We start from the raw sequence: 21,948 nt of genomic DNA, 5'->3' as shown, positions 1-21,948 counted from the left end.
GTGCGTTGCCTTTGTAGGCAACTCCGAATAGCCTGTAGGGAAATTCATCCTATGATTGGACGAAAGCGCTAAACCCATGACAGACATCGCCCCGCTGATCAAACGCTCCCTGGTCGACCAGGCCCTGGAGCAACTGCGCCTGCGCATCTCCCAAGGCGTATGGGCCATCGGCGAGCGCCTGCCCACCGAGCCCGAGTTGTCTGCCGAGCTGGGGATCAGCCGTAACACCGTGCGCGAGGCCATGCGGGTATTGGCCTTCTCTGGCTTGATCGACATTCGCCAGGGCGATGGTAGTTACCTGCGCTCGATGACCGACCCGCTGGGCACAATGCGGGCGCTGTCTCATTGCACGCTGGAGCAGGCGCAGGAGACGCGCCAGATTCTGGAAGTGGAGGCCATCGGCCTGGCTGCGTTGCGTCGTACCGAAGCGGACCTTACGGCATTGCGCAAGGCGCTCGACCTCAGCGCCGGGCGTTATCACGGTGACCTGGAGGCCTATATCAGTGCCGACCTGATCTTCCACCAGCACTTGGTGGATGCGGCGCACAACCCGGCCTTGAGCGAGCTGTACCACTACTTCTCCGCCATTGTCGGCGCGCAGCTGCGCCAGACCCTGAACCGCTCACCGCGACGCCAGGCGGTGTTCGACCTGCATGGAGCGCTACTCGATGCGGTGGAACAACAAGACCCGGACCGCGCCAAATCCCTCTGCCGGCAGTTGATCAATGAACCCTGAAGCCCCACGCAAGACCGAACTCGAAGAACTGTTGATCGACGCCGAAGCTGACGACGACAGCGTGCAGCAGGCGCAGCCGAGCGTGGTTCGGCCATGGCTGCTGTTGCTGGGCCTGGTGTTGGTGGCCTTGAACCTGCGCCCGGCCTTGTCGAGCCTGTCGCCGTTGCTGGCAGAGGTTTCGAGCAGTTTAGGCCTGTCCGCCGCCAAGGCCGGTTTACTAACCACCTTGCCGGTGCTGTGCCTGGGCCTGTTTGCACCTACCGCGCCGATGCTGGCCCGGCGTTTCGGCGCCGAGCGCGTGGTGCTCGGCATCCTGCTGACCCTGGCCGCGGGGATCATCCTGCGCAGTTCGTTCGGTGAGGTGGGGTTGTTCCTCGGTAGCCTGGTTGCAGGTGCCAGCATTGGCATCATCGGCGTGTTGCTGCCGGGTATCGTCAAGCGCGATTTCGCCAGCCAGGCCGGCGCCATGACCGGTGTCTACACCATGGCGTTGTGCTTGGGCGCCGCCATGGCGGCCGGTGCCTCGGTGCCACTGAGCCACGCCTTTGGCGACAGTTGGAAGATCGGCCTGGGCTTCTGGATCCTGCCGGCCCTGGTGGCGGCCCTGGTCTGGTTGCCCCAGGTTGGGCAGAAGCACGGAGCCCATCGTGTGGCCTATCGTGTGAAGGGTTTATTGCGCGATCCGCTGGCCTGGCAGGTCACCCTGTACATGGGCCTGCAGTCGTCACTGGCCTACATCGTGTTCGGCTGGTTGCCGTCGATCCTGATTGGCCGCGGCCTGAGCGCGACCGAAGCCGGGTTGGCGCTGTCGGGCTCGATTATCGTGCAACTGCTCAGCTCCCTGGCCGCGCCGTGGCTGGCGACGCGGGGCAAGGACCAGCGCCTGGCGATCGTGGTGGTGATGCTGTTGACGCTCGGCGGCTTGTTCGGGTGCCTGTACGCGCCGCTGGATGGCCTGTGGGGTTGGGCGATTGTGCTGGGCCTGGGGCAGGGCGGGACGTTCAGCCTGGCGCTGACCCTGATCGTGTTGCGTTCACGCGATTCCCATGTGGCGGCCAACCTGTCGAGCATGGCCCAAGGCATTGGCTACACCCTGGCCTCCCTCGGCCCTTTCGCGGTCGGCCTGGTACATGACTGGACCGGCGGCTGGACGGCTATCGGCTGGATCTTCGCCGTGATCGGCCTGGGCGCTATCGTCGCGGGCCTCGGCGCCGGCCGTGCGCGCTATGTGCAAGTCACCAGCGAGAAAGTCTAGAGATACACCACTTCCAGCGTGGCCGAGCCATCGAGCGGTGTTTCTACGCTCAAGTCCAGATTCTTGCGCGCATTGATCACGGTCTGCACCGTCACCATGCCTCCCAGGATACCGATCGCCGTGGGCCCGCTGACGCTGCCCTCGACGTCCGTGAAGCCCAGGTAGCTCCTGGAGCCGATGTCGATGGGGTTGAGGTTGGAGGTTCGCCACGCCAGGCCACCGGTGGTGGATTCAGTGCCGTAGATCTGTGCGGTGTTGCTGGCCTGCGTCTGCCGAGGGTCGAAGGTCATGGAGTAGACGCCCAGGCGGTTACCGCTGTTATCGAACCCCAACCCGTAGTAAATCTCGCTGTTGACCATGGCCGAGCCGTCGCGGTTGTCAGCCATGCGCAAGGCATAGCGCACGGGGCCGTTGCAGGCAATGCCGATGTGCAGATTCTTGACAGGCAGGCGCGTGGCGGTCTCCAGGTTCAGATCTTGTTGGGCAATCTTGCCGTAGTCGATCAGGCCGCCGCTGGAGAGTTGTGGCAAGCAGGCGGCGGGAATGATCAGGCCCTGGACGCTCAGGTCAACCGTGGAGGCCGCCAGTGCCTGGGCGCTGCCGCATAAAAGCAGGCTGCAAAGAAGGTGTCTTTTCATGATGCGAACTCCTACAAGTAGACAATTTCGAGAGTGCCGGACCCATTGATGCGCACGACATCACGCAGATCCAGGCTTTGCATGGGCGCCAGATACGTCTTGATGCGCATCGTGCCGGTCAGTGTCTGCATGGACACCGGCCCGGTGGTGACACCTGTCTTGTCGGTAAAACCCAGCAGGCTGTTGGCCGCCATGGGGATCTGCCGGGCGGTGGAACTGCTCCACGCCACGCCATTGCTGGTGGAGTCGGTGCGGTACAAGGTGGGAAAGCTATCGGCGCTGAATTCCCCCGGGTCGATGGTCAAATAAAAACGCCCGATTTTGTTACGGCTGGCGTCCAAGTCCAGTCCATAGGCCGTTTCATCAGTGCCGCCGGTGGCCGAACCGTCGCGGTTGTCTTTCATGCGCAGGCCAAAGCGGATCGGCGCGTCGCAGCTCACGTTCAGGCGCAGCGTACGAGTGGGCAGGGGTGTTTCGTTGGTGGCGCTGAGGTCCTTGGCGTACAACGTGCCATAGTCGACCACGCCGTGGTCCGACAGTGTCGGCAGGCAAGCAACGGGCGCAAAGTGCGCGCGCAGCGTCAGTTCCCGGTAGCGGCCGTGGCTTGCGCCGTACAGCATTCCAGAGACTTCCCAGGTAGTTGCGTCTCTGGCTTGTATTGCCGCCACACCGGCCCAGGCGCGTAGCGTCAGTTGCAACGAAAGGGTTTTGCCCATGAGCACGGCACCTTGTTCAATCGGTGCGATGCCGTGCCCGGGGCGCCACTCCAGTACCGTTGCACTCATCACGGGGGGCTGGCCGGCAGCGGTCAGCAAGCCCAATTCAACGGCGCGACCGTCGAGCACGGCATTGCCGACCTCGATGGCATAGCTGCCGTGTTCGGTAAATTGCAGGCGCTGCGGGGTGGCAGCCAGCGCCCGATAGAAGAGGCTGAGGTCTTCGGCCTGGGGGCAGTTGACGTTCACGCTCAGGCGGCGCTCACCGAGCAAGCGTTCCGGCGCGCCGTCGTGTTGCGCAAGACGGTTCATCAGACCGAAATCAACCTGAGCTTCGCTGACGTTCAGTTGGCATTCTTCCAAGGCTTGGGCCGTGCCGGCGATGCCGAGCAGTAGCCACATACAGAGTGAGCGCATACAGGTTGCAAGGGGCATGACAGAAATCCTCAAGGTACGCGGCAACGTGCGGGAGCCGATTCGAAGTACACCAACGGGTCGGCTTTGGCTGCCAGTTGGTAGTGCAACTGGCAACGGCCTCCCTGGGGTGTGGTTATCCACAGCGTCGTTTGATCCAGTACGTTGGGCAGAAAGACCTGGCTGCCGTCCTGCACCAAGGTCACAAACTCACCACTGGCACTACTGACGGAGGCGCCCGCAGGCAGCGGCGAGCCGTCGTCGTGACTGACGGTGAGCAACACACGGCGGGTCAAACCGACGCCGAACTCGACCCTGTCCACCGCGCCGCGTCCGGCCGAGATCATTGCCAGGCCGTTGTTGATATCGGCATTGCGCGGCAGCGAGCGGGTCTGGACTTCCACCGGGCTGCGCCCGTACGCGGCCACTTGCGGCACCACGGCCTGGCCTTGCCAATCGGTCCAGACCGGCCCGCTGGGGGTACTGAGCTTGATGCCGCTCATGTCGCCGACGGACACCAGGGCAAAGGTGTCGCGCACCGGGTAGGGGGAAAGGGTCACGCCGCCACCGTGCATCACCACTGCGCCGCGGGCCCCCCCTTGATAACTGGAGCGCTCGGCATCGGAGCGGCTGTAGCTGAAGTCGAGCTGGCTGTAGCGTGGCAACGCCGAGACGCCGACGGTGGTTTCCACCTGATGATCGCTGCTGTCATGTTCGGCGCTGACCCGGTAGCTGAGCTGGTCGTCGATCTGTTCGGTCACGCCCATGCCGGTGCGGTTTTCGCCGCCGGAGTTGCGTACCCAACTGCGCAGTCGGCGGCTCTCGCCCAGCGGCACACTGATGTTGAGGTAAACCGCGTTATCTTGTTGCTGGCTGCCGCCCATTTGCCATTCGGCGCTGGCTGACAAAGACACCGCGCCAATACTGGTGCCCCAGGATGCCAATGCGCGGCTGCTGCTGTCGCCGGCGAAGTTGGATGAGCGCGAAACCCCGGCGCTGAATGCACCCAGTATTGGGTGCGACCACCCCAGGTTGAGGCTTTGCTGGTCGCGGTAGCGTGAAGCGCGATTGCGGTCGTCGCGCTCGTAGGTGCTCTCTTCGAGTTCGCGGTAGCCGGGGCTGCGCCAGGAATTGGCGGCGCTGAATGACCACTGTTCGTTGAGGCGCTGGGACCAGGAAAGATCGGTTTGCACACCGGAGACTTTTTCACGCGCCTGGGTGTTGGACACTTGCGTGGACAGTTGGACCTGACTGTCCAGCCAGGGCATCCAGCCCAGGCTGGCGCCCACCGAGCGGTATTCGCTGGCCGCCAGCACGCCGCTGCCCAGGGTCACTTGAGGATGCAGGGCGCCTGTCCAGCCGGCACTGACCACCCATGGATCATCCCCTTTGGCGTCGCCGACATTACGTACCCGGCCCGCCGCCACGGAGTAACCCGGCGCTGGCAACCCGAGACCCAGCATGGCCGCCGGCACAGTGAAGCGTCGCTCACCGCCGACACTTTCCTTGACCGTGACCTCCACATCCGAGCGCGTGTTCAACCGGCGCACATCGGTCAGGGCAAAGGGGCCGGCAGGCACCACGGTGGAGTGAATCAACGCACCGTTCTGCCGCACTTCGACCTGTGCGGGACTGTTGGCGATACCTTGGATCAGCGCACCCTGGCCCTGCTCCTGAAGGGCGTGTTCGGTGAGCACTTGCACCCCGGTGATCTGTGCGCCGGACAGCACCGGGTTATACAGATTGATCTGCCCGGCCTGAAGCACTGCCTGATGGCTGGCGAAGGTGCGTTGAGCATAGGCTTCCAAGTGGGTGCTGCGTGACAGGCCATCCTGCCAGGTCTGCACCTGGCGACTGCGCACGATCCAGTCGCCGGCATTGAAACCCACCTCGGTATTGGCCGAGCCGAACCGGCTGGCGTCATCGCCGAAGCGGTTGTAGAAGCCGCTGAGGTCGTAATTGAGTAGCCCGGCAAATCCGCCGGTTTCGTAGCCGGAAATATCCTGCCGCACCGGGCGCAGCGCTTCGGTGGGCACCACCAGGGATACCGTCAGTGTCGCCGGATCCGGCTCCACCAGGCTTTGCGGATATTGCCCAAGGAAGTCCTGGCAACCTTCGGTTTCACTGGGCAACTGCAGGTTGGCGGCGTCCAGCAAGGCCCGGTCAAAGCACAGGTTGCCCTGCTGATCAAAACTGACATCATGCCGGCCGCGTCGCTCGCCGTTGACCCGCAGGTGGACGGTATGTCGCCCGGCGGCGAAGCGCGGTGCGGCCAGCAACAGGCTGGCCAGCTGTGGGTCAATGCCACGTTGATGCAAGGTCTGGGTGTCGAAGCCGGCCGGGCTCGAATCATCGGCCCAGGCCTTGGTCGACAGCACTGCGCACAGCAGCAGCGCCAACGGCAACGGCGGTCGGGCAAGGATGGCGGGCACGGCTTCGCCGTCACGGTAACTCAATACTGTTATCACGCAAGGTACTCTTGTAGTGAACACTCAGGCCGTGTGCGCCCGGCGTTCTGGTGACGGTCGATATGCCGTCACTTCGTTATCCAGGCGTCGGTCGATGGTGCGACGCCTGTGGTTTTCCGTCAGAGGGTGATCGGTGCGTCGTAGGCCTTGACCGCAAAGCCATACACCGTGGCCGGCTGCAGCCTGACTGTGCTGGCCTGACCACCGCTGGCCGGTACGCTGATGGCTTCGCCCGGCAGCACGTAGGTGCGCGGCAGCATGGCTTTGCCGTTACCTGGCAACAGCAGCAGCTCCTGCGCCAGGCGCACCACATAAGGCGTGTCATTGCGCACCTGCAACTGGCCGTCGCGCAGGGTCCAGGTCAGGTCGGTCCACGGTGTGCGGTTCGGCGCCAGGCCCTTGGGGTGCACGATTACCGGCAGGTTCTGGCGCACAGTCACGCCCACGCGGGCATGCCCGGCGGCAGTGGCGGCGCGACCTTGCGGCATGCCTTCGAACACGGCGCGTTTGAGTCGCTGAGTGAGCAGCGGCTGCTGGTTCTGCAGGATGAACCGCACCAGCTGGGATTTGGACGCCTCAACCCGTGACAACGGCGGTGTCACCACCAGCAGCGGCTCGGTGTCTTCTGGAATATCCAGCAAGGTCACATGCAGCAGCGCGAGCTGGCTGTCGGTGTTGGTCACCGACACGGCGGCTTCGCCCTCGGCTTCGTGCACGATCACCACGGAGGTGTCGGGTACCATGCCATCGGCTTTTACTGGATTACCCAGCACCAGTAGCAGGGCCAGGGCGCCGACGGCGGTGTTTGAGCGTGTCATGGTCATGACGGTTTTCCATTAGGCGATAGTTGGGTCAGAGGTAGCGCAAGTCCAGGACGATGGAGCCGTCCAGAGGGACTTCCTGGTCCAGTGTCAGGTACTGCGAAAAGTTGATGGCCGTGTCCACCTGCAGCCTGACCAGCAACTGGCTGATGAACTCGGGCTGACGGTCACCGGGCGGCGCGAAGGCCATGTAGGAGCGTGGATAGGCATTGGGGTCTTGTGACCAGGTCTCGCCGCTGTTGATGGAGGCCAGTACCTGCAGCGGCTGTGAGTCGCCCAGGGCGTCGCGATAGGACAACGCTACGGAACCGAGACGCTCCTCAGGGGCGTGTATGTTTCTTCCCAGCCCATAGAAGTAGTCGGGCGCCAGTGACGACTCGGCACGATTGTCGATGCCCACCAGTGCAAACAGCATGGGCCGGGCGCACAGCACGTGCAGATCAAGCATCTGGCTGGGCAGCACGGTGAACTCGTCGACGTTGAGGCTGTGGGACGGGATCTTGCCGTGATCGACAATGCCCTCGTCCGTCAGCTCGATATGACAGGCGTCCGGTGTGACCCGGCCGGTTACCGTGAGGTCGACGAACGAGCCCGCGTGTGCCTGTAACGCGATGAGCAGGCACAGTACGGCGGCACAGAGACGGGCGGGTGCAGCCAACACAGGCATCGGCAGGCGCAGCCCATGCCTGTCAATGTTCAAGGGATGGGCCGCCATGGGTTAAAGGTACTTCACTTCAAGGGTGGCGGAGCCGTCGATGGTGACCTCATTGCTCAGGTCCAGGCCATCGGCGCGATTAATGATGGTTTGCACTTCCAGGTCGAGGCTCAGGTCCTTGACCGCCAGTGGCTGGGTGTCGTCATCCATCGCGGCGACTGACATGTACAGGCCTGGGTCCCAGAACTTTTCCCTGTACCAGGTATTACCTTGGTCGCCCGACGCAATCGGCTGCACCACGACGCCACCTTCGGCAACCGGGTTGGCGAACGTCAGGATGTACCCGCCAAGCACCTGGGTCTCATTGATAAATCCAAGACCGTAACGTATCGAGCTGCCGGACGCTGCGCGGTTATCGATCGAGTGCAGAGCAAACTGGATCGGCGCGTCGCAATTGACCGCCATGCTCAGTGTGTTGTTGCCGATGACCGTATTTTTGTCCGGGTTCAGGTCCTTGGCGGAAATCTTGCCGTGGTCGATCACGCCACCACCGGACAGGCTCGGTGTACAGGCACTGGGCACGATCAGGCCTTTGACGGTCAGGTCAACGGTGGACGCGGCGAAGGTGGCGGCCGAGTTGAGCAGCAACAGGCTGGCGGCCAGGGTGGTCAAGCGGGTTTTCATGGTGCGGGCTCCTTAGAGGTAATTGACTTGCACAGTGGCGTGACCGTCGATGGGGACTTCGTCGGTAAGCGTCAGGTCGTTGGCGGGTGCAATGTGGGTGATCAGGCGTATCTCGGCGTCCAGTTCCTGGATCGCAATGGGGGTCACGTCGTCGTTGTTGGCGACCGCCGTCAGCAAGGTGTGACTGAGCATCACGGAGGGCATCCAGGTCGTGCCGCCATCCCTTGAAGTGATGGTGCGCACCGATACGTTGTCGGCCACCGGGTTATAGAGGCCAAGCCCGGCGTCGCCGACTTTTTCATCGTTGGCCGTGGTGCCCAGGCCGTGCCAGCTGAAGTGGCTGGCAGCCGTACCCGGGCGGTTATCGATGGTGTTGAGGGTAAAAAAAGTCGGCCCGTCGCAACGCACGCTCAAGAGCATGGTTTCCCTGGGCAAATCGGTATAGGTGTGGGTATTGAGGTCTTTGACCGACACCTTGCCGAAGTCGACAATGCCACCGCCGGAGACCACCGGGGCGCAGGCGCTGGGGGTGATGACGCCTTGGACCAGCAACTCGGTGTTGCTGTTGGCGAATGCTGGCGGGCAGAGCAGCAACACGCCTGTCAGGCTGAACGTGAGTACCTTCATGGTCGAATGGATCTCCTGGGGGTGGTTTGAATCTTCTAGAGGGAGTTACAGATACAAGCGTTCTACAGTGCCCGGGCCTGGACGCTTATCCACAGTGCTGGCGGCCAATAGGCGGGCGCTCGCCGCCAGCGACAGGACGCTGCCGAGTAGGGCTAGGCAGAGCTTCATCGAAGAAGCCCCCTTACAGATAGTTGACTTCGAAGGTCGCGGAACCGTCCATTGCCACCTCGCTGTCCAGTGTCAGGGTATTGGTAGGTGCAATGGCGCCACGTACGGAGATGTCCATGACCACGTCCTGAAGTGGTTGCGGGGCCCAACCGCTATCACTGCGACCGCCAAAACCTACCAATGTGTTGGGGGTGACCCCGTCATCCGGGTAAAGCACAGTCCATGTCGGGCTCCAGGGGTACTGGATCAATGCTGTGGAGGGCGTCTCAGAGGTATGACTGAGCAGCGACAGCTCAAACCCACCGAGCTTTTCGTTTTCGTCGGTCAAGCCCAGGCCAAAGGTGCCGATGGTTGACGAGCCGGCCCGATTGTCGACGGTGCGGATGGCGAACAGCGTCGCCGCATCGCAGTTGACGCTCAGTTTCAGTGTCCGATGCTCAAGCCAGGTATGGCTGTCGGGGCTCAGATCCTTTGCTGCGATTTTTCCGTAATCAATGTCGCCTGGCAGGTTGGGGGTGCAGGCGCTGGGGGTGATCACCCCTTTGACGGTCAGGTCCACGCTGCTGGCAGCGAACGCAGACGAAGTCATTGCCAGCAGCAGGGCGCTGCTCAGCAGAGATATACGGATCTTCATTTCAATTTTTTCCATTGCAGGCTGGCAGATGGAGGCGCGTGCAGGGCAGCGTCCGACCCGACATGGACGGGCGGTTTGCCGAGTGGCGCTCTCGATTTTTTCGCGGCTGCCGAGTGGCAAACCGTCCCTCTTTTGGGGTGGGCCCAATTTAGCCAGGGGGTGGCACGTTGGAAATACAACTAATACGACATTGGCCTGATGCGCGGCGGCCATGAGCCAGTGGATTTTTTCGTAGTTGTTGTATCGGCTTTTAATTGCTCAAAAGGTTATTTGTTTCAGGTCGATAACATTCAAATGGATGTGGCGATCGTTGCTGCCGAATAGGCCTTTTTGGCTATTGCACCAGTGCTGCGGATTGCCGCCGGATCAATAGTCACGAAGAGGTACTGATGGGTTCGCTTTCAGGTTCAACCGCAGGAGCGAGCCAGACACTCAAGCCGCCTGTTGCCGTACCGCGTCATTGGCAACAGTTGAATATCCTGGTCGTAGAGGATCACTCCGCCTACCGCCTGTTGTTGGGATGGCTGTTACAGAAGCTGGGGCTGGGGCACGAGCTGGTCGCCGACGGGTTCATGGGCCTGGTCGCGTTCACCAGCCGGCCCTTTGACTTGGTGATCAGCGATTGCCAGATGCCGTTCATGGATGGCTACAGTATGGTCCGTGCCATTCGCCAGCATGAGCGCGACCACGGTTTGAAACGGGTACCGATCATTGCTTTGACCGCCAACCTGCAGAACGACAGCCCTCAGCGATGTCTTGACGCCGGAATGGATGCCTGGCTGCTCAAACCGCTGACCCTGGAACAACTGCATGCCCTGTTGGTGCGCTGGTTGCCAGGCGGTGATGCTGGCCAACCCGACCGGCAGGACACATTGCCGTGCGCCGTTTGGCCAACACGTGCCACGCTGGTTGCGACGTTTGGCAGCGACCTGATTGTTGACTCGCTGCTCGAAAACCTGTTGATCGAAGCATGGGAGGACCACCGTGTCTTGCGTCATGCCTGCGCGACACTGAATGCGCCACTGGCTGCGGAGCGCCTCCATCGCTTGGTTGGCAGCCTGGTGTTTTTGGGGAGTTGCGACCTTGAAATCACCGCTACACAGTTGATCAAGCAAGTGCAGACCGATGGAGTTGCAGCACACAGCAGGGATTTGGACGTGTTCCAGACACGCTTGTGTGTCTGTCTTGAGTACCTGTCCAGCATTTGAAGCAAGAACCCGCCGGGGTTGTAAGTGCTGCTGACTGCCTAGTTTTGGTTGTAGGTACTTTCCTATTGTGTTGTAGTCCAAAAAATACCCACTACTGAATATTGGGCGCGGCTGCAAGCAGCTCTTTGTTAGCAGTTGTTGATGGGCGCTGGCGGAGGTATTTTGCGCGGGTCCAAGTTGCCATCATGCGTGGGTATCTATGCTTCGAGTAATTATTGCTGACGATCATCCTATTGTCCGAGTCGGGCAGAAAGTCGTGATTGAGGCGAATGGCAAGTGCAAAGTGGTGGGTGAGGCCGACGGTCCTGATCAGTTGCTTGGGGTATTGAGCACCACCCCGTGCGATGTGCTCGTCACGGACTTCGCCATGCCGGGCGGCCAGCACGCTGACGGTTATGGTTTGTTGGGGCTGCTGCATCGCCAGTATCCGAAGTTGCCGGTGATTCTGGTGACCATGTTCGCCAACGTCGCCACCTTGCGCGCGTCTTTCGCTCATGGTGCCAAGGCGGTTGTCGCCAAAAGCGCTTCGGCCAGGGAGTTGCCCCTGGCCATAAAGGCGGTGTGCGCCGGGCAGACCTTTGCCAGCGAATGCCTGCGAGTGCAACTGGTTGAGGCGGGAACGGGCGATCAATCCCAAGAGCCGCAGTTGTCGGGCAAGGAACGCGAGGTGGTGCGGATGCTGGCCAGCGGCATGACCGTCAGCCAGATCGCAGCACAGGTCAATCGCAGTATTTCAACTATCAGCAAGCAGAAAAGCACCGCCATGCAACGGTTGAGTATTTCTACCGACGTTGACTTGTTTGCTTACGCCCGAGATGCGGGAATGGTGCCTTAGAAAGTTACAGTTTTATGACGAGGCTGAAACTAACCGGTGTTTTTTTCAATTCGTATTAGTTGTATGGGGTTTGAAAGAGGCGGTCTTTAAAGTAGCCACGGTGCCTTTGCAATATGTGCGATGGCCGTCCCCAAATCCCTAGTCTATTAGATGAGTCGAACATGCAGGTTGATGGCGCACGTGCAGGTGCCTTTTGTCCTGTGTAGTTGAACGACCGCAAGTGAGCGCTTATATGCATCCCTCTCGTGTACTTATTACCGCCGCGTTTGTGCTGGCCGGTGTTTCCAATGCAATGGCCGCCTCCAGTGTGGACCTCAGTGTCGTCGGTGTGATCACGCCCTCCGCCTGTACACCCACATTGTCCGGTGATGGGGTCGTGGACCATGGCAAAATCTCGATTCAGGACTTCCCGGAGTTTGGCTATAAAGTACTTCCAAAGGCCACGCTGCAGCTCGAGGTGGCCTGTGATGCGCCGGTGCTGATGGCCGTCAAGAGCACGGATAATCGCCCGGGCACTGCAATTCCCACGTATCCAACTCAGCCGCAAGACCTTTCACGTTTTGGTCTGGGCCTGACCAGCGCCGGGAAGAAAATCGGTTGGTACGAACTGTCAACGTCTAACGCTACCGCCGACGATAACCCTGTTGGTTTAATCGAGTCCCCGACTGGTAATACCTGGGTGAATGCACCCGACCGTTCGACGTGGCAGCCAGGCTGGATGCGTACCGCCCACGACAGCAGTAGTGCGCCTTTTCCAATGACCAGATTCAGTGCGCAAGTGGGCGTTGCCACGACCCTGACGGGCAAGAGGGATTTGCCGATTGCCGAGGAAGTTTACATAGACGGTAGCGCTACGCTCGACGTCGTCTACCTTTAACGCTGTGGGGCATCACGCATTCCTTACGGGTAAAGCCATAGCTTTCTGCTGTAACGCGGACTATTGTTCAGCCCCCTGTTCATTGTGCGGAACCTGCCCATGAGTGATGCCCACAACGCCCTGATCACCCAGTTCTATAGCGCTTTCCAGCGGCTGGATGCCGAAGCCATGGCGGCCTGCTACACCGACGATGTGCTGTTCAGCGACCCGGCATTTGGCGAATTGCGCGGTCGGGATGCCGGCGACATGTGGCGCATGCTCACCACGCGAGCCAAGGACTTTTCCCTGGTGTTCGATCAAGTGCGCAGCGATGACACGGGTGGCAGTGCCCACTGGGTGGCGACGTATCTGTTCAGTGCGACGGGCAATACGGTGGTCAACGATATCCAGGCGCGGTTCGTGTTTCGCGACGGCAAGATCTGCGAGCATCACGACCATTTTGACCTGTGGCGTTGGTCGCGCCAGGCCTTGGGTGCCAAGGGCCTGTTGCTGGGGTGGACGCCGCTGGTGAAAAACGCCGTGCGCGCGCAGGCCAATAAAGGCCTGAAGGTATTTCAGAGCGGGCGTTGATAGACTGGGCGCTCCCTTGCGTTAACCGAATCAACTTGTGAATACTCTTGAGCCAAAACCCTGGTTTGTCTATTTGGTGCGCGCCGCCAATGGTTCGTTGTATTGCGGCATCAGCAACGATCCTTTGCGCCGGTTTGCCAAGCACCAGAGCGGTAAGGGGGCGCGTTTTTTCCTCTCCAGCCCTGCGGTGGCGCTGGTGTATACCGAGCAATGCGCGAGCAAAGGCGAAGCGTTGCGTCAGGAACGCTTGATCAAGAAGTTGAAAAAGAGCGCCAAGGAGTGCCTGGCGGCAAGTGGCTCCCCCACCAACGCCTCCTGAGTACGCGAGGGCGGCTAAAAAAGTTATTTGCATAAAAAAGGTGAGGTAAACACTCGGCCCATCCGTGTAATGCTTGAAACTGCGATCAATTCGCATTAACAGCGTTTTTTACACGGATTCTCACAGCATGAAGTCGACGGCGGGCGGTTGGATCAAACAGTGGCTGGGAGCCTCGGCATTAGCGGTATCGGGGCTGGCGTTGTTGCCGCTTGGCATTGCCCAGGCGCAGGAGCAGCAAAGCACTCAATTCAAGTTTGCCCTGGCGGCCAAGCCATTGCCTCAGGCGCTGAGCGAGTTCAGCCGGATCACCGGTATCAGCGTGATCTACACCGATGAAGCGCCCTACGGCCTCAATGCCCCGGCGGTCAGCGGGCCGATGACTGCAAGCCAGGCGCTGCAACGTCTGTTGAGCCAGTCCGGCTTCACCTTCCGCCAGATCGACGCCCGAACCCTGGCGCTGGAGCCGGTGCCTACCGATGGCGCGGTCAACCTCGGCGCTACTACCATCAGCGGCACCAACCTCGCTCAGGACAGCACCAGCTACCAACCGCCGCCGACCAGTTCGGTGATGCGCTCCCATGGGTTGCTGCTGGAAGCCCCGCAGACCGTCAACGTAGTCCCGGCTCAAGTGCTGCGCGACCAACAACCGCGCAACCTGGATGATGCGCTGGGCAATATCAGCGGCATCACTCAGTCCAATACCCTGGGCAGCACTCAGGATGCGGTGATGTTGCGCGGCTTCGGCGACAACCGTAATGGCTCGATCATGAAGGACGGTATGCCAGTGGTGCAGGGCCGGGCGTTGAACGCTACCGCCGAGCGTGTCGAAGTGCTCAAGGGCCCGTCATCGCTGTTGTATGGCATCCAGGACCCGGGCGGTGTGGTCAATATCGTCAGCAAAAAGCCTGAACGGGTGCAGTCCACCTCCCTGACAGCGCGCGGCTCTACCTTCGGCAGCGGCAAGAATGGCAGCGGCGGCAACCTCGATACCACCGGCCCCCTCGGTGACAGTGGCTTGGCCTATCGCCTGATCGTCGACCATGAAGACGAAGACTACTGGCGCAACTACGGCACCCACCGCGAGACCCTGGTGGCGCCGTCCCTGGCCTGGTACGGCGACACCACCCAAGTGGTGCTAGCCTATGAGCATCGCGAATTTCTCGCGCCGTTCGACCGGGGCACCGCCATCGATCCCAAGACCAACCATCCGTTGAACATCCCCGCCACCCGCCGTCTGGATGAGCCTTTCAACAACATGGAAGGCCGCTCCGATCTGTACCGCTTGACTGTCGATCATGATCTCAACGACGACTGGAAAGCCCACTTCGGCTACAGCTGGAACCGCGAAACCTACGACGCCAGCCAGGTGCGCGTGGTCAAGGTCAACCCCAACGGCACCCTGACCCGCAGCATGGACGGCACTCAGGGCGCACTGACCACCGACCGCTTCGCCACCGCCAGCCTCGAAGGCAAGGTCGATGTTGCGGGTATGCAGCACGATCTGGTATTTGGCCTGGACGATGAATACCGCAAGATCTACCGCGCCGACCTGATCCGCCAGGCACCGCGAGGCAGCTTCGATTACAACAACCCGGTGTACGGCAACGAAGTCGCCGGTTCCAAAGTCAGCGCGCCGGACAGCAACCAGACCGATCTGCTGCGCAGCGATTCGTTGTTCTTCCAGGATGCCATCCACCTCAACGAGCAATGGATTCTGGTCGGCGGTGCGCGTTACCAGATGTACGACCAATACGCCGGCAAAGGCGTGCCGTTCACCGCCAACACCGACGGCAATGGCCAGAAGTGGGTGCCGCGGGCTGGGCTGGTGTATCGCTATAGCGATGAACTGTCGTTTTATGGCAGCTATACCGAGTCGTTCAAGCCCAACTCCACCATCGCGCCACTGGCCAATAAAACCGTGTTGAACGGCAGTTTGCAGCCGGAAGAATCCAAGGCCTGGGAATTGGGTACCAAGTTCGACCTGCCGGGGCGCATCACTGCCAGTGCGGCGCTGTTCACCATCGATAAACGCAACGTGTTGGTGCAGGTAGGCGAGGGCCTGACCTCGGAGTACAGCGTGGCCGGCAAAGTGCGCTCTCGCGGCCTGGAGTTGGATGCCAGCGGCCAGCTGACGGATAAGTGGAGCCTGATCGGCAGCTATGCCTACACCGATGCCGAGGTCACCGAAGACCCCAAGCTCAAAGGCAATCGCCTGCAGAATGTGGCAAAAAGCACCGGCTCGTTGTCGGCGGTGTATGACTTCGGCAGCATCCTGGGCGGTGATCAACTGCGCGTCGGCGCCGGGGCGCGTTATGTCGGCGAGCGGGCAGGGGACGCGGCCAACAGTTTCGAACTGCCCAGCTACACCGTGGCCGATGTGTTCGCCAGCTACGACACCAAGCTTGAGGGGCAGAAGGTCAAGTTCCAGCTCAATGTGAAGAACCTGTTCGACCGTACCTACTACACGTCCTCGGTGAATACGCAGTTTGTGTCCATGGGCGATGCGCGGCAGGTGTCGGTGTCCAGCACCTTGACCTTCTGATTCATTTATCTGTGGGAGCTGGCTTGCCTGCGATGGCATCGACCGGGTTTGCCTGATACACCGAGTTGTCTGCATCGCAGGCAAGCCAGCTCCCACAGGAAAGCGGTCGCCACATTGATAGCGAGCTGTTAGCGTTGCCGCCATTGCATGCTTATGGAAAACGCGACTGATGTACTTTGGAAAATGGTTACGCACCGGCACCCTGCTGGTCGGTTTGAGTTTTTTACTGGGCGGCTGCGCCAGCGTCTCCCAAACTTCCACGCCGGCAACCCTGGATAAACTGCTGAGCGATCCGGCGCTGCAAGGTGCTACGGTCTCGCTGATGGTACGTGACGCCCGCACGGGCTCCACGCTGTATCAGCACAACCCACGCACCCGGTTGGTGCCCGCGTCCAACCTCAAGTTGTTGACCACGGCGGCGGCCATGGATGTGCTGGGGCCGCAATACCGCTTCGCCACCCAACTGCTGAGCAACGGCATACGCCAGGGCGACCGCCTGACCGGCAACCTGTACCTGCGTGGCCTGGGCGACCCGAGCATTCAGTTTGCCGACTACCAGGCGCTGGCCGCGCAGTTGGCCAGCCAGGGCGTACGCCAGGTACAGGGCGATCTGGTGTTCGACGACACCTGGTTCGATGCTGAGCGATTGGGGGTGGATTGGTCCCATGACGATGAAACCACCTACTACGGCGCGCAGATTTCGGCGCTGACTGTGGCACCCAATGCGGACTTTGATGCAGGCAGTGTGCTGGTCACGGCCAAGGCGCCGTTACGGGCCGGCACCCCGGTGAGTGTCGATATTTTCCCGCCTACTGATTACCTGCAACTGAGCAACCGTGCCATGAGCGGTCCGGGCAACAGTTATGGGATCAACCGTCGCCATGGCACCAACCTGTTGCAACTCAGTGGCGCAGTGGCGCCGGGAAAGCAGAGCCAGCAATTGGTCAGCGTCTGGGAGCCAACGCAACTGGTCGCGAATCTGTTTGAACAAGCCTTGGCGCAACAGGGCATCACCGTACTGGGGCGTCGGGTGATGGGCGGGGCAAGCCCGACGGCGGTAACGGTGCTGGCCGAGCACCAATCGGCGCCGTTACAGGATTTGATCACGCCGTTGCTCAAGCTTTCGAACAACAACATGTCCGAAGCCTTGCTCAAGGCCATGGGGCACCACACCGCCAATAGCGGCACGGCAGCAGCGGGCGCCGTGGCGGTGGCCGGGTTCCTCAAGCGTCAGGGGCTGGACACCGCCACGTTCAACCAGGTCGACGGCTCCGGCCTGTCACGGCGCAACCTGGTGTCGTCGCAAACCCTCACCGACCTGTTGCTGGCCGCCAGCAAACAGCCGTGGTTCGACGCCTGGTACAACGCGCTGCCGATTGCCGGCAACACCGACCGCATGACCGGCGGCAGCCTGCGCTATCGTCTGCGCGACACGCAGGCGCAAAACAACCTGCACGCCAAGACCGGCTCCATGGGCGGCGTGTCGTCATTGAGTGGTTACATCACCGACGCCGGCGGGCGCAAGCTGGTGTTTTCGATGCTGACCAACAACTACGTGGTGGCCGGCGCCCAGGTCAAGGCGCTCGAGGATCACGTGGCAGTGGCGCTGGCGCGCAGCGACGAGTGATTCAGGGCTGATAGCCCATGCGCCAACTCACGGCCCGGGTCGCCGCCAGCAAGTGCTGCGCCGCCGGGCCATCTTCATCGGCATGGAACAGCGAGGTTGGGCCGACCACGGTCATCACCGCCGCCACGTGCCCGACCGCATTGAACACCGGCGCCGACAATGCATCCACGCCGGGCATCAGCAAGCCATGCACAAAGTGCAGGCCACGGCGGCGGATTTGCTCGCACACGCTGGCATAGGCCTGATCGTCCGCCAAGCTGTGGGCGGTGCCGGCCTGAACCTCGCGTTCGCGCAGTTCTACAGTTTCCCGTGACGGCAGATAAGCGCTGAACACCAGCCCGGTGGAAGAGCTGAGCAGCGGCAACACTGAGCCCAGTTGCGTCACCACGGTAACGGCGCGCACTGCCGGCTCGATCTGTACCACGGTCGCGCCCTGGTTGCCCCACACCGCCAGAAAGCAGGTTTCATTCAATTCATCGCGCAGCTCTGCCAGGGGCATGGCGCCGACTTTCAACACATCCATGCTGCCCAGCGCCGCCAGCCCCACTCGCAATGCCTCTCGGCCCAGGCCGTAATGGTTGGTGGCTGCGTTCTGTTCGGCAAAACCCGACGCGATCAGGGCCTGCAAATAGCGGTGCACCTTGCTCGCCGGCATCTGCACATGTTCGGCCAGGCGTGACAACGAGGTGGCCGGGGATAGTTCGGCCAGGGCCTTGAGGATATCGGTGCCGACTTCCGCCGAGCGGACTTTCTGTTTACCGGTGTCGCGAGGCTTTTCCATGGAAGGGCGAGAATCCGAGAGATGAATGGGCGTCTTTATAGCTTGACGGTCGATAGTGATCAAATTACGTTATGCGTAACTGGATTACGATAAATACAACTGACCCTCAGAGGACGATCCATGAACCTCGAATACCTGTCGGGCTTCGGCAATGAATTCGCCAGCGAAGCCTTGCCCGGCGCGCTGCCGGTTGGCCAGAACTCGCCGCAGAAAGCCCCTTACGGCCTCTACACCGAACTGTTTTCCGGCACCGCCTTCACCATGGCCCGCAGCGAAGCCCGTCGCACCTGGCTGTACCGCATCCAGCCGTCGGCCAACCACCCGGCATTCGTCAAGCTTGCGCGGCAATTGGCCGGTGGCCCGTTGGGCGCGGTCACGCCGAATCGCTTGCGTTGGAACCCGTTGGATATCCCGAGTGAGCCGACGGACTTTATCGACGGCCTGGTGGGCATGGTCGCCAATTCGGGGGCGGAAAAACCAGCGGGCATCAGCATCTATAATTACCGCGCCAACCGCTCCATGGAGCGCGTGTTCTTCAATGCCGACGGCGAACTGCTGATCGTCCCCGAGCAGGGCCGCCTGCGCATCGCCACCGAACTGGGCGTGCTGGATGTCGAGCCGCTGGAAATTGTCGTGCTGCCCCGTGGTCTCAAGTTCCGTATCGAGCTGCTGGATGCGCAAGCACGCGGTTACGTCGCCGAGAACCACGGCGCCCCGCTGCGTCTGCCTGACCTGGGGCCGATTGGCAGCAACGGCCTGGCCAACCCCCGCGACTTTCTTACGCCGGTGGCCCGCTACGAAGACCTCAAGCAACCGACTACGCTGGTACAGAAGTTCCTCGGCGAACTGTGGGCCTGCGAGCTGGACCATTCACCGCTCAACGTGGTCGCCTGGCACGGCAACAATGTGCCGTACAAATACGACCTGCGTCGCTTCAACACCATTGGCACGGTGAGTTTCGATCATCCGGACCCGTCGATCTTCACCGTGCTGACCTCGCCCACCAGCGTGCATGGCCTGGCCAACCTCGACTTCGTGATCTTCCCGCCGCGCTGGATGGTGGCCGAGAACACCTTCCGGCCGCCGTGGTTCCATCGCAACCTGATGAACGAATACATGGGCCTGATCCAGGGCGCCTACGACGCCAAGGCCGAAGGCTTCCTGCCGGGCGGCGCATCGCTGCACAGTTGCATGAGCGCCCACGGCCCGGATGGCGAGACCTGCACCAAGGCCATCAACGCGGACCTTGCGCCGCACAAGATCGATAACACCATGGCGTTCATGTTCGAGACCAGCCAAGTGCTGCGCCCGACCCAGTTCGCCCTGGAGTGCCCACAACTGCAACCTGCGTATGACGCGTGCTGGGCCGCGCTGCCCGCCACCTTCAACCCGAACCGGAGATAACCCATGACTCAACCAACGCAGACCCGCAGCTGGGTGGCCTCGGCCAACGGTCACGCGGATTTCCCCCTGCAAAACCTGCCCCTGGGCGTGTTCAGTATCAACGGCTCGGCACCGCGCAGTGGCGTGGCGATTGGCGATGCGATTCTCGACCTGCATGCCGCACTGGACGCGTTTGAGGGCGAAGCCCGACGCGCCGTCGAAGCCACTGCGGGCGGGCAGTTGAACGCGTTTTTCGAACTGGGCCGTGGCCCTCGCGTTGCCCTGCGCGAGCGCCTGCTGGAACTACTGGCCGAAGGCAGCGAGCTGCAAAACCGCGAAGCGCACGTGCTGCACCGTGCCGCCGATTGCCAGATGCACCTGCCGGCCAAGATCAATGACTACACCGACTTCTACGTCGGCATCGAGCACGCGCAAAACGTCGGCAAGTTGTTCCGCCCCGATAACCCGCTGTTGCCGAACTACAAATACGTGCCGATTGGTTACCACGGCCGTGCATCGACCATTCGTCCCTCGGGTACAGAGGTGCGACGCCCTAAAGGCCAGACCCTGCCGGCCGGCCAGTCCGAACCGACCTTTGGCCCCTGCGCGCGCCTGGACTATGAGTTGGAGCTGGGCATCTGGATCGGCCAGGGCAATGCCATGGGCGATGCGATTGCCATTGGCGATGCCGCCGAGCATATCGCCGGTTTCTGCCTGCTCAACGACTGGTCGGCGCGGGATATCCAGGCCTGGGAGTACCAGCCGCTGGGGCCGTTCTTGTCGAAAAGCTTTATCACCAGCATCTCGCCGTGGGTGGTGACTGCCGAAGCCCTGGAGCCCTTCCGCAAAGCCCAGCCGCCGCGCCCTGAAGGTGATCCGCAACCGCTGCCTTACCTGTTGGATAAGCGTGATCAGAACGCGGGCGCCTTTGATATCGAACTGGAAGTGCTGCTCACCACGGCCTCGATGCGTGAGCAAAACCTGCCCGCCCATCGCCTGACCCTGAGCAACACCGAGCATATGTACTGGACCGTGGCGCAAATGGTGGCGCACCACAGCGTCAATGGCTGCCAGTTGCAGGCCGGCGACCTGTTTGGTTCGGGCACGTTGTCTGGCCCGCAGCCGGGGCAGTTTGGCAGCCTGTTGGAGATTACCGAAGGCGGTAAAAAGCCGATTGAACTGGCTTCCGGCGAGGTGCGCAAATTCCTCGAGGATGGCGACGAAATCATTCTGCGTGCCCGTTGCAGCCGCGAGGGTTTTGCCTCCATCGGCTTCGGCGAATGCCGCGGTACCGTGGTCGCGGCGCGCTGAGAGGGCAGGGCCATGGAACTCTATACTTACTACCGTTCTACCGCGTCGTATCGAGTACGTATTGCCCTGGCCCTCAAAGGCCTGGATTTCACCGCGCTGCCGGTCAACCTGCTGGTGCCGGCAGGCGGCGCCAACCGCCAGCCTGACTACCTGGCGATCAACCCCCAAGGGCGGGTGCCGGCACTGCGTACTGATGAAGGGGCGTTGCTGATCCAGTCACAGGCGATCATTGAGTACCTGGAGGAGCGTTATCCCCAGGTGCCGTTGCTCTCCAAAGATCTGGTAGCGCGCGCTCATGAGCGGGCGGTGGCGTCGATCATCGCCTGTGATATCCACCCGTTGCATAACTCCAGTACCCAGAACTTGCTGCGTAAATGGGGGCACGATGAGGCGCAATTGCTGGAGTGGATCGGACACTGGATCAGCCAGGGCCTGGGCGCGGTGGAGCAGTTGATTGGCGACACCGGGTTTTGCTTTGGCGAGCAGCCGGGCTTGGCCGATGCGTTTCTAATTCCACAGCTGTACGCGGCCGAGCGTTTCAAGGTGCCCTTGGCGGCGTACCCACGCATTGGGCGGGTGGCGGCATTGGCGGCCCAACATCCGGCCTTCGTGCAGGCTCACCCCGCCAGTCAGCCTGACACACCCTAGGCCCCCTGTGGGAGGGGGGAAAGCCCCAATG

At 61.6% G+C, this 21,948-nt stretch carries 22 protein-coding genes; 12 read left to right on the top strand and 10 right to left on the bottom strand.

What is annotated here, in order from left to right; translation table 11 throughout:
• The first annotated feature begins 76 nt into the window (after positions 1–76).
• Both MHH62_RS10835 and MHH62_RS10830 read left to right on the top strand, forming a co-directional pair.
• Positions 77–736: a FadR/GntR family transcriptional regulator gene (locus tag MHH62_RS10835; RefSeq protein ID WP_014717025.1), complete on the top strand. Its 660-nt coding sequence runs from the start codon at positions 77–79 to the stop codon at positions 734–736.
• Positions 726–1,991, top strand: coding sequence for a CynX/NimT family MFS transporter (locus tag MHH62_RS10830; RefSeq protein WP_014717026.1), 1,266 nt, complete (start codon positions 726–728; stop codon positions 1,989–1,991). The genes MHH62_RS10835 and MHH62_RS10830 overlap by 11 nt, the downstream gene beginning before the upstream one ends.
• Here the strand turns inward: MHH62_RS10830 and MHH62_RS10825 are convergent.
• From MHH62_RS10825 to MHH62_RS10785, 9 genes are all read right to left on the bottom strand, one after another.
• Positions 1,988–2,629, bottom strand: coding sequence for a DUF1120 domain-containing protein (locus MHH62_RS10825; RefSeq protein WP_020301231.1), 642 nt, complete (start codon positions 2,627–2,629; stop codon positions 1,988–1,990). The two genes, MHH62_RS10830 and MHH62_RS10825, sit on opposite strands and share 4 nt — an antisense overlap.
• Positions 2,630–2,640: 11 nt before the next feature.
• A complete protein-coding gene (locus tag MHH62_RS10820) occupies positions 2,641–3,747 on the bottom strand; it encodes a DUF1120 domain-containing protein (RefSeq protein ID WP_014717028.1) in 1,107 nt (368 codons plus the stop codon).
• Between the two features lie 44 nt (positions 3,748–3,791).
• Complete coding sequence (locus MHH62_RS10815; protein WP_339232937.1) at positions 3,792–6,227, bottom strand: fimbria/pilus outer membrane usher protein; 2,436 nt, start codon at positions 6,225–6,227, stop codon at positions 3,792–3,794.
• Between the two features lie 119 nt (positions 6,228–6,346).
• The gene (locus MHH62_RS10810) at positions 6,347–7,051 is read right to left on the bottom strand and encodes a fimbria/pilus chaperone family protein (RefSeq protein ID WP_014717030.1); all 705 of its coding nucleotides are present in this window, start codon (positions 7,049–7,051) and stop codon (positions 6,347–6,349) included.
• 28 nt (positions 7,052–7,079) lie between these two features.
• A complete protein-coding gene (locus tag MHH62_RS10805) occupies positions 7,080–7,763 on the bottom strand; it encodes a DUF1120 domain-containing protein (RefSeq protein WP_019817635.1) in 684 nt (227 codons plus the stop codon).
• Between the two features lie 3 nt (positions 7,764–7,766).
• Complete coding sequence (locus tag MHH62_RS10800) at positions 7,767–8,387, bottom strand: DUF1120 domain-containing protein (protein ID WP_019817636.1); 621 nt, start codon at positions 8,385–8,387, stop codon at positions 7,767–7,769.
• A 12-nt stretch (positions 8,388–8,399) separates the two neighbouring features.
• Positions 8,400–9,014, bottom strand: a complete 615-nt coding sequence (locus MHH62_RS10795; RefSeq protein WP_032903332.1) for a DUF1120 domain-containing protein — start codon at positions 9,012–9,014, stop codon at positions 8,400–8,402.
• 45 nt (positions 9,015–9,059) lie between these two features.
• Positions 9,060–9,182, bottom strand: a complete 123-nt coding sequence (locus tag MHH62_RS10790; protein WP_268938955.1) for a hypothetical protein — start codon at positions 9,180–9,182, stop codon at positions 9,060–9,062.
• Between the two features lie 13 nt (positions 9,183–9,195).
• Positions 9,196–9,816, bottom strand: a complete 621-nt coding sequence (locus MHH62_RS10785) for a DUF1120 domain-containing protein (RefSeq protein WP_019817638.1) — start codon at positions 9,814–9,816, stop codon at positions 9,196–9,198.
• 389 nt (positions 9,817–10,205) lie between these two features.
• Here MHH62_RS10785 and MHH62_RS10780 point away from each other — a divergent pair, with 389 nt between their 5' ends.
• The 7 genes from MHH62_RS10780 (at position 10,206) to dacB (ending at position 17,794) form a co-directional block, all read left to right on the top strand.
• Positions 10,206–11,024: a response regulator gene (locus tag MHH62_RS10780; RefSeq protein WP_020301226.1), complete on the top strand. Its 819-nt coding sequence runs from the start codon at positions 10,206–10,208 to the stop codon at positions 11,022–11,024.
• Positions 11,025–11,223: 199 nt separating this feature from the next.
• Positions 11,224–11,859: a response regulator transcription factor gene (locus MHH62_RS10775; protein WP_014717036.1), complete on the top strand. Its 636-nt coding sequence runs from the start codon at positions 11,224–11,226 to the stop codon at positions 11,857–11,859.
• A gap of 232 nt (positions 11,860–12,091) precedes the next feature.
• Positions 12,092–12,736, top strand: a complete 645-nt coding sequence (locus tag MHH62_RS10770) for a DUF1120 domain-containing protein (protein WP_014717037.1) — start codon at positions 12,092–12,094, stop codon at positions 12,734–12,736.
• 99 nt (positions 12,737–12,835) lie between these two features.
• The gene (locus tag MHH62_RS10765; protein ID WP_020301224.1) at positions 12,836–13,306 is read left to right on the top strand and encodes a nuclear transport factor 2 family protein; all 471 of its coding nucleotides are present in this window, start codon (positions 12,836–12,838) and stop codon (positions 13,304–13,306) included.
• Positions 13,307–13,343: 37 nt separating this feature from the next.
• Positions 13,344–13,625, top strand: coding sequence for a GIY-YIG nuclease family protein (locus tag MHH62_RS10760; RefSeq protein ID WP_102666713.1), 282 nt, complete (start codon positions 13,344–13,346; stop codon positions 13,623–13,625).
• 127 nt (positions 13,626–13,752) lie between these two features.
• Complete coding sequence (locus tag MHH62_RS10755) at positions 13,753–16,167, top strand: TonB-dependent receptor (protein ID WP_038449008.1); 2,415 nt, start codon at positions 13,753–13,755, stop codon at positions 16,165–16,167.
• A gap of 169 nt (positions 16,168–16,336) precedes the next feature.
• On the top strand, positions 16,337–17,794 hold the full coding sequence (gene dacB / locus MHH62_RS10750) for a D-alanyl-D-alanine carboxypeptidase/D-alanyl-D-alanine-endopeptidase (protein WP_020301222.1): 1,458 nt from the start codon (positions 16,337–16,339) through the stop codon (positions 17,792–17,794).
• A gap of 1 nt (position 17,795) precedes the next feature.
• Here dacB and MHH62_RS10745 read toward each other — a convergent pair whose 3' ends face one another.
• Positions 17,796–18,575, bottom strand: coding sequence for an IclR family transcriptional regulator (locus MHH62_RS10745; protein ID WP_014717042.1), 780 nt, complete (start codon positions 18,573–18,575; stop codon positions 17,796–17,798).
• Between the two features lie 120 nt (positions 18,576–18,695).
• Between MHH62_RS10745 and hmgA the strand changes: the two genes are divergently transcribed.
• The 3 genes from hmgA to maiA are packed head-to-tail and all read left to right on the top strand — an operon-like array spanning position 18,696 to position 21,917.
• Positions 18,696–19,979 (top strand): homogentisate 1,2-dioxygenase, encoded by a 1,284-nt coding sequence (gene hmgA, locus MHH62_RS10740; RefSeq protein WP_020301221.1) that lies wholly within the window; start codon positions 18,696–18,698, stop codon positions 19,977–19,979.
• 3 nt (positions 19,980–19,982) lie between these two features.
• Entirely contained in the window at positions 19,983–21,269 is a 1,287-nt protein-coding gene (gene fahA, locus MHH62_RS10735) for a fumarylacetoacetase (RefSeq protein WP_102666716.1), read from the top strand.
• 12 nt (positions 21,270–21,281) lie between these two features.
• The gene (gene maiA / locus MHH62_RS10730) at positions 21,282–21,917 is read left to right on the top strand and encodes a maleylacetoacetate isomerase (RefSeq protein ID WP_020301220.1); all 636 of its coding nucleotides are present in this window, start codon (positions 21,282–21,284) and stop codon (positions 21,915–21,917) included.
• Positions 21,918–21,948: the final 31 nt, after the last annotated feature.

The organism is Pseudomonas sp. FSL L8-0168, assembly GCF_037976155.1.
Classification (GTDB): Bacteria; Pseudomonadota; Gammaproteobacteria; order Pseudomonadales; family Pseudomonadaceae; genus Aquipseudomonas; species Aquipseudomonas paracarnis.
This window is presented reverse-complemented; position numbering and strand designations above follow the sequence as displayed.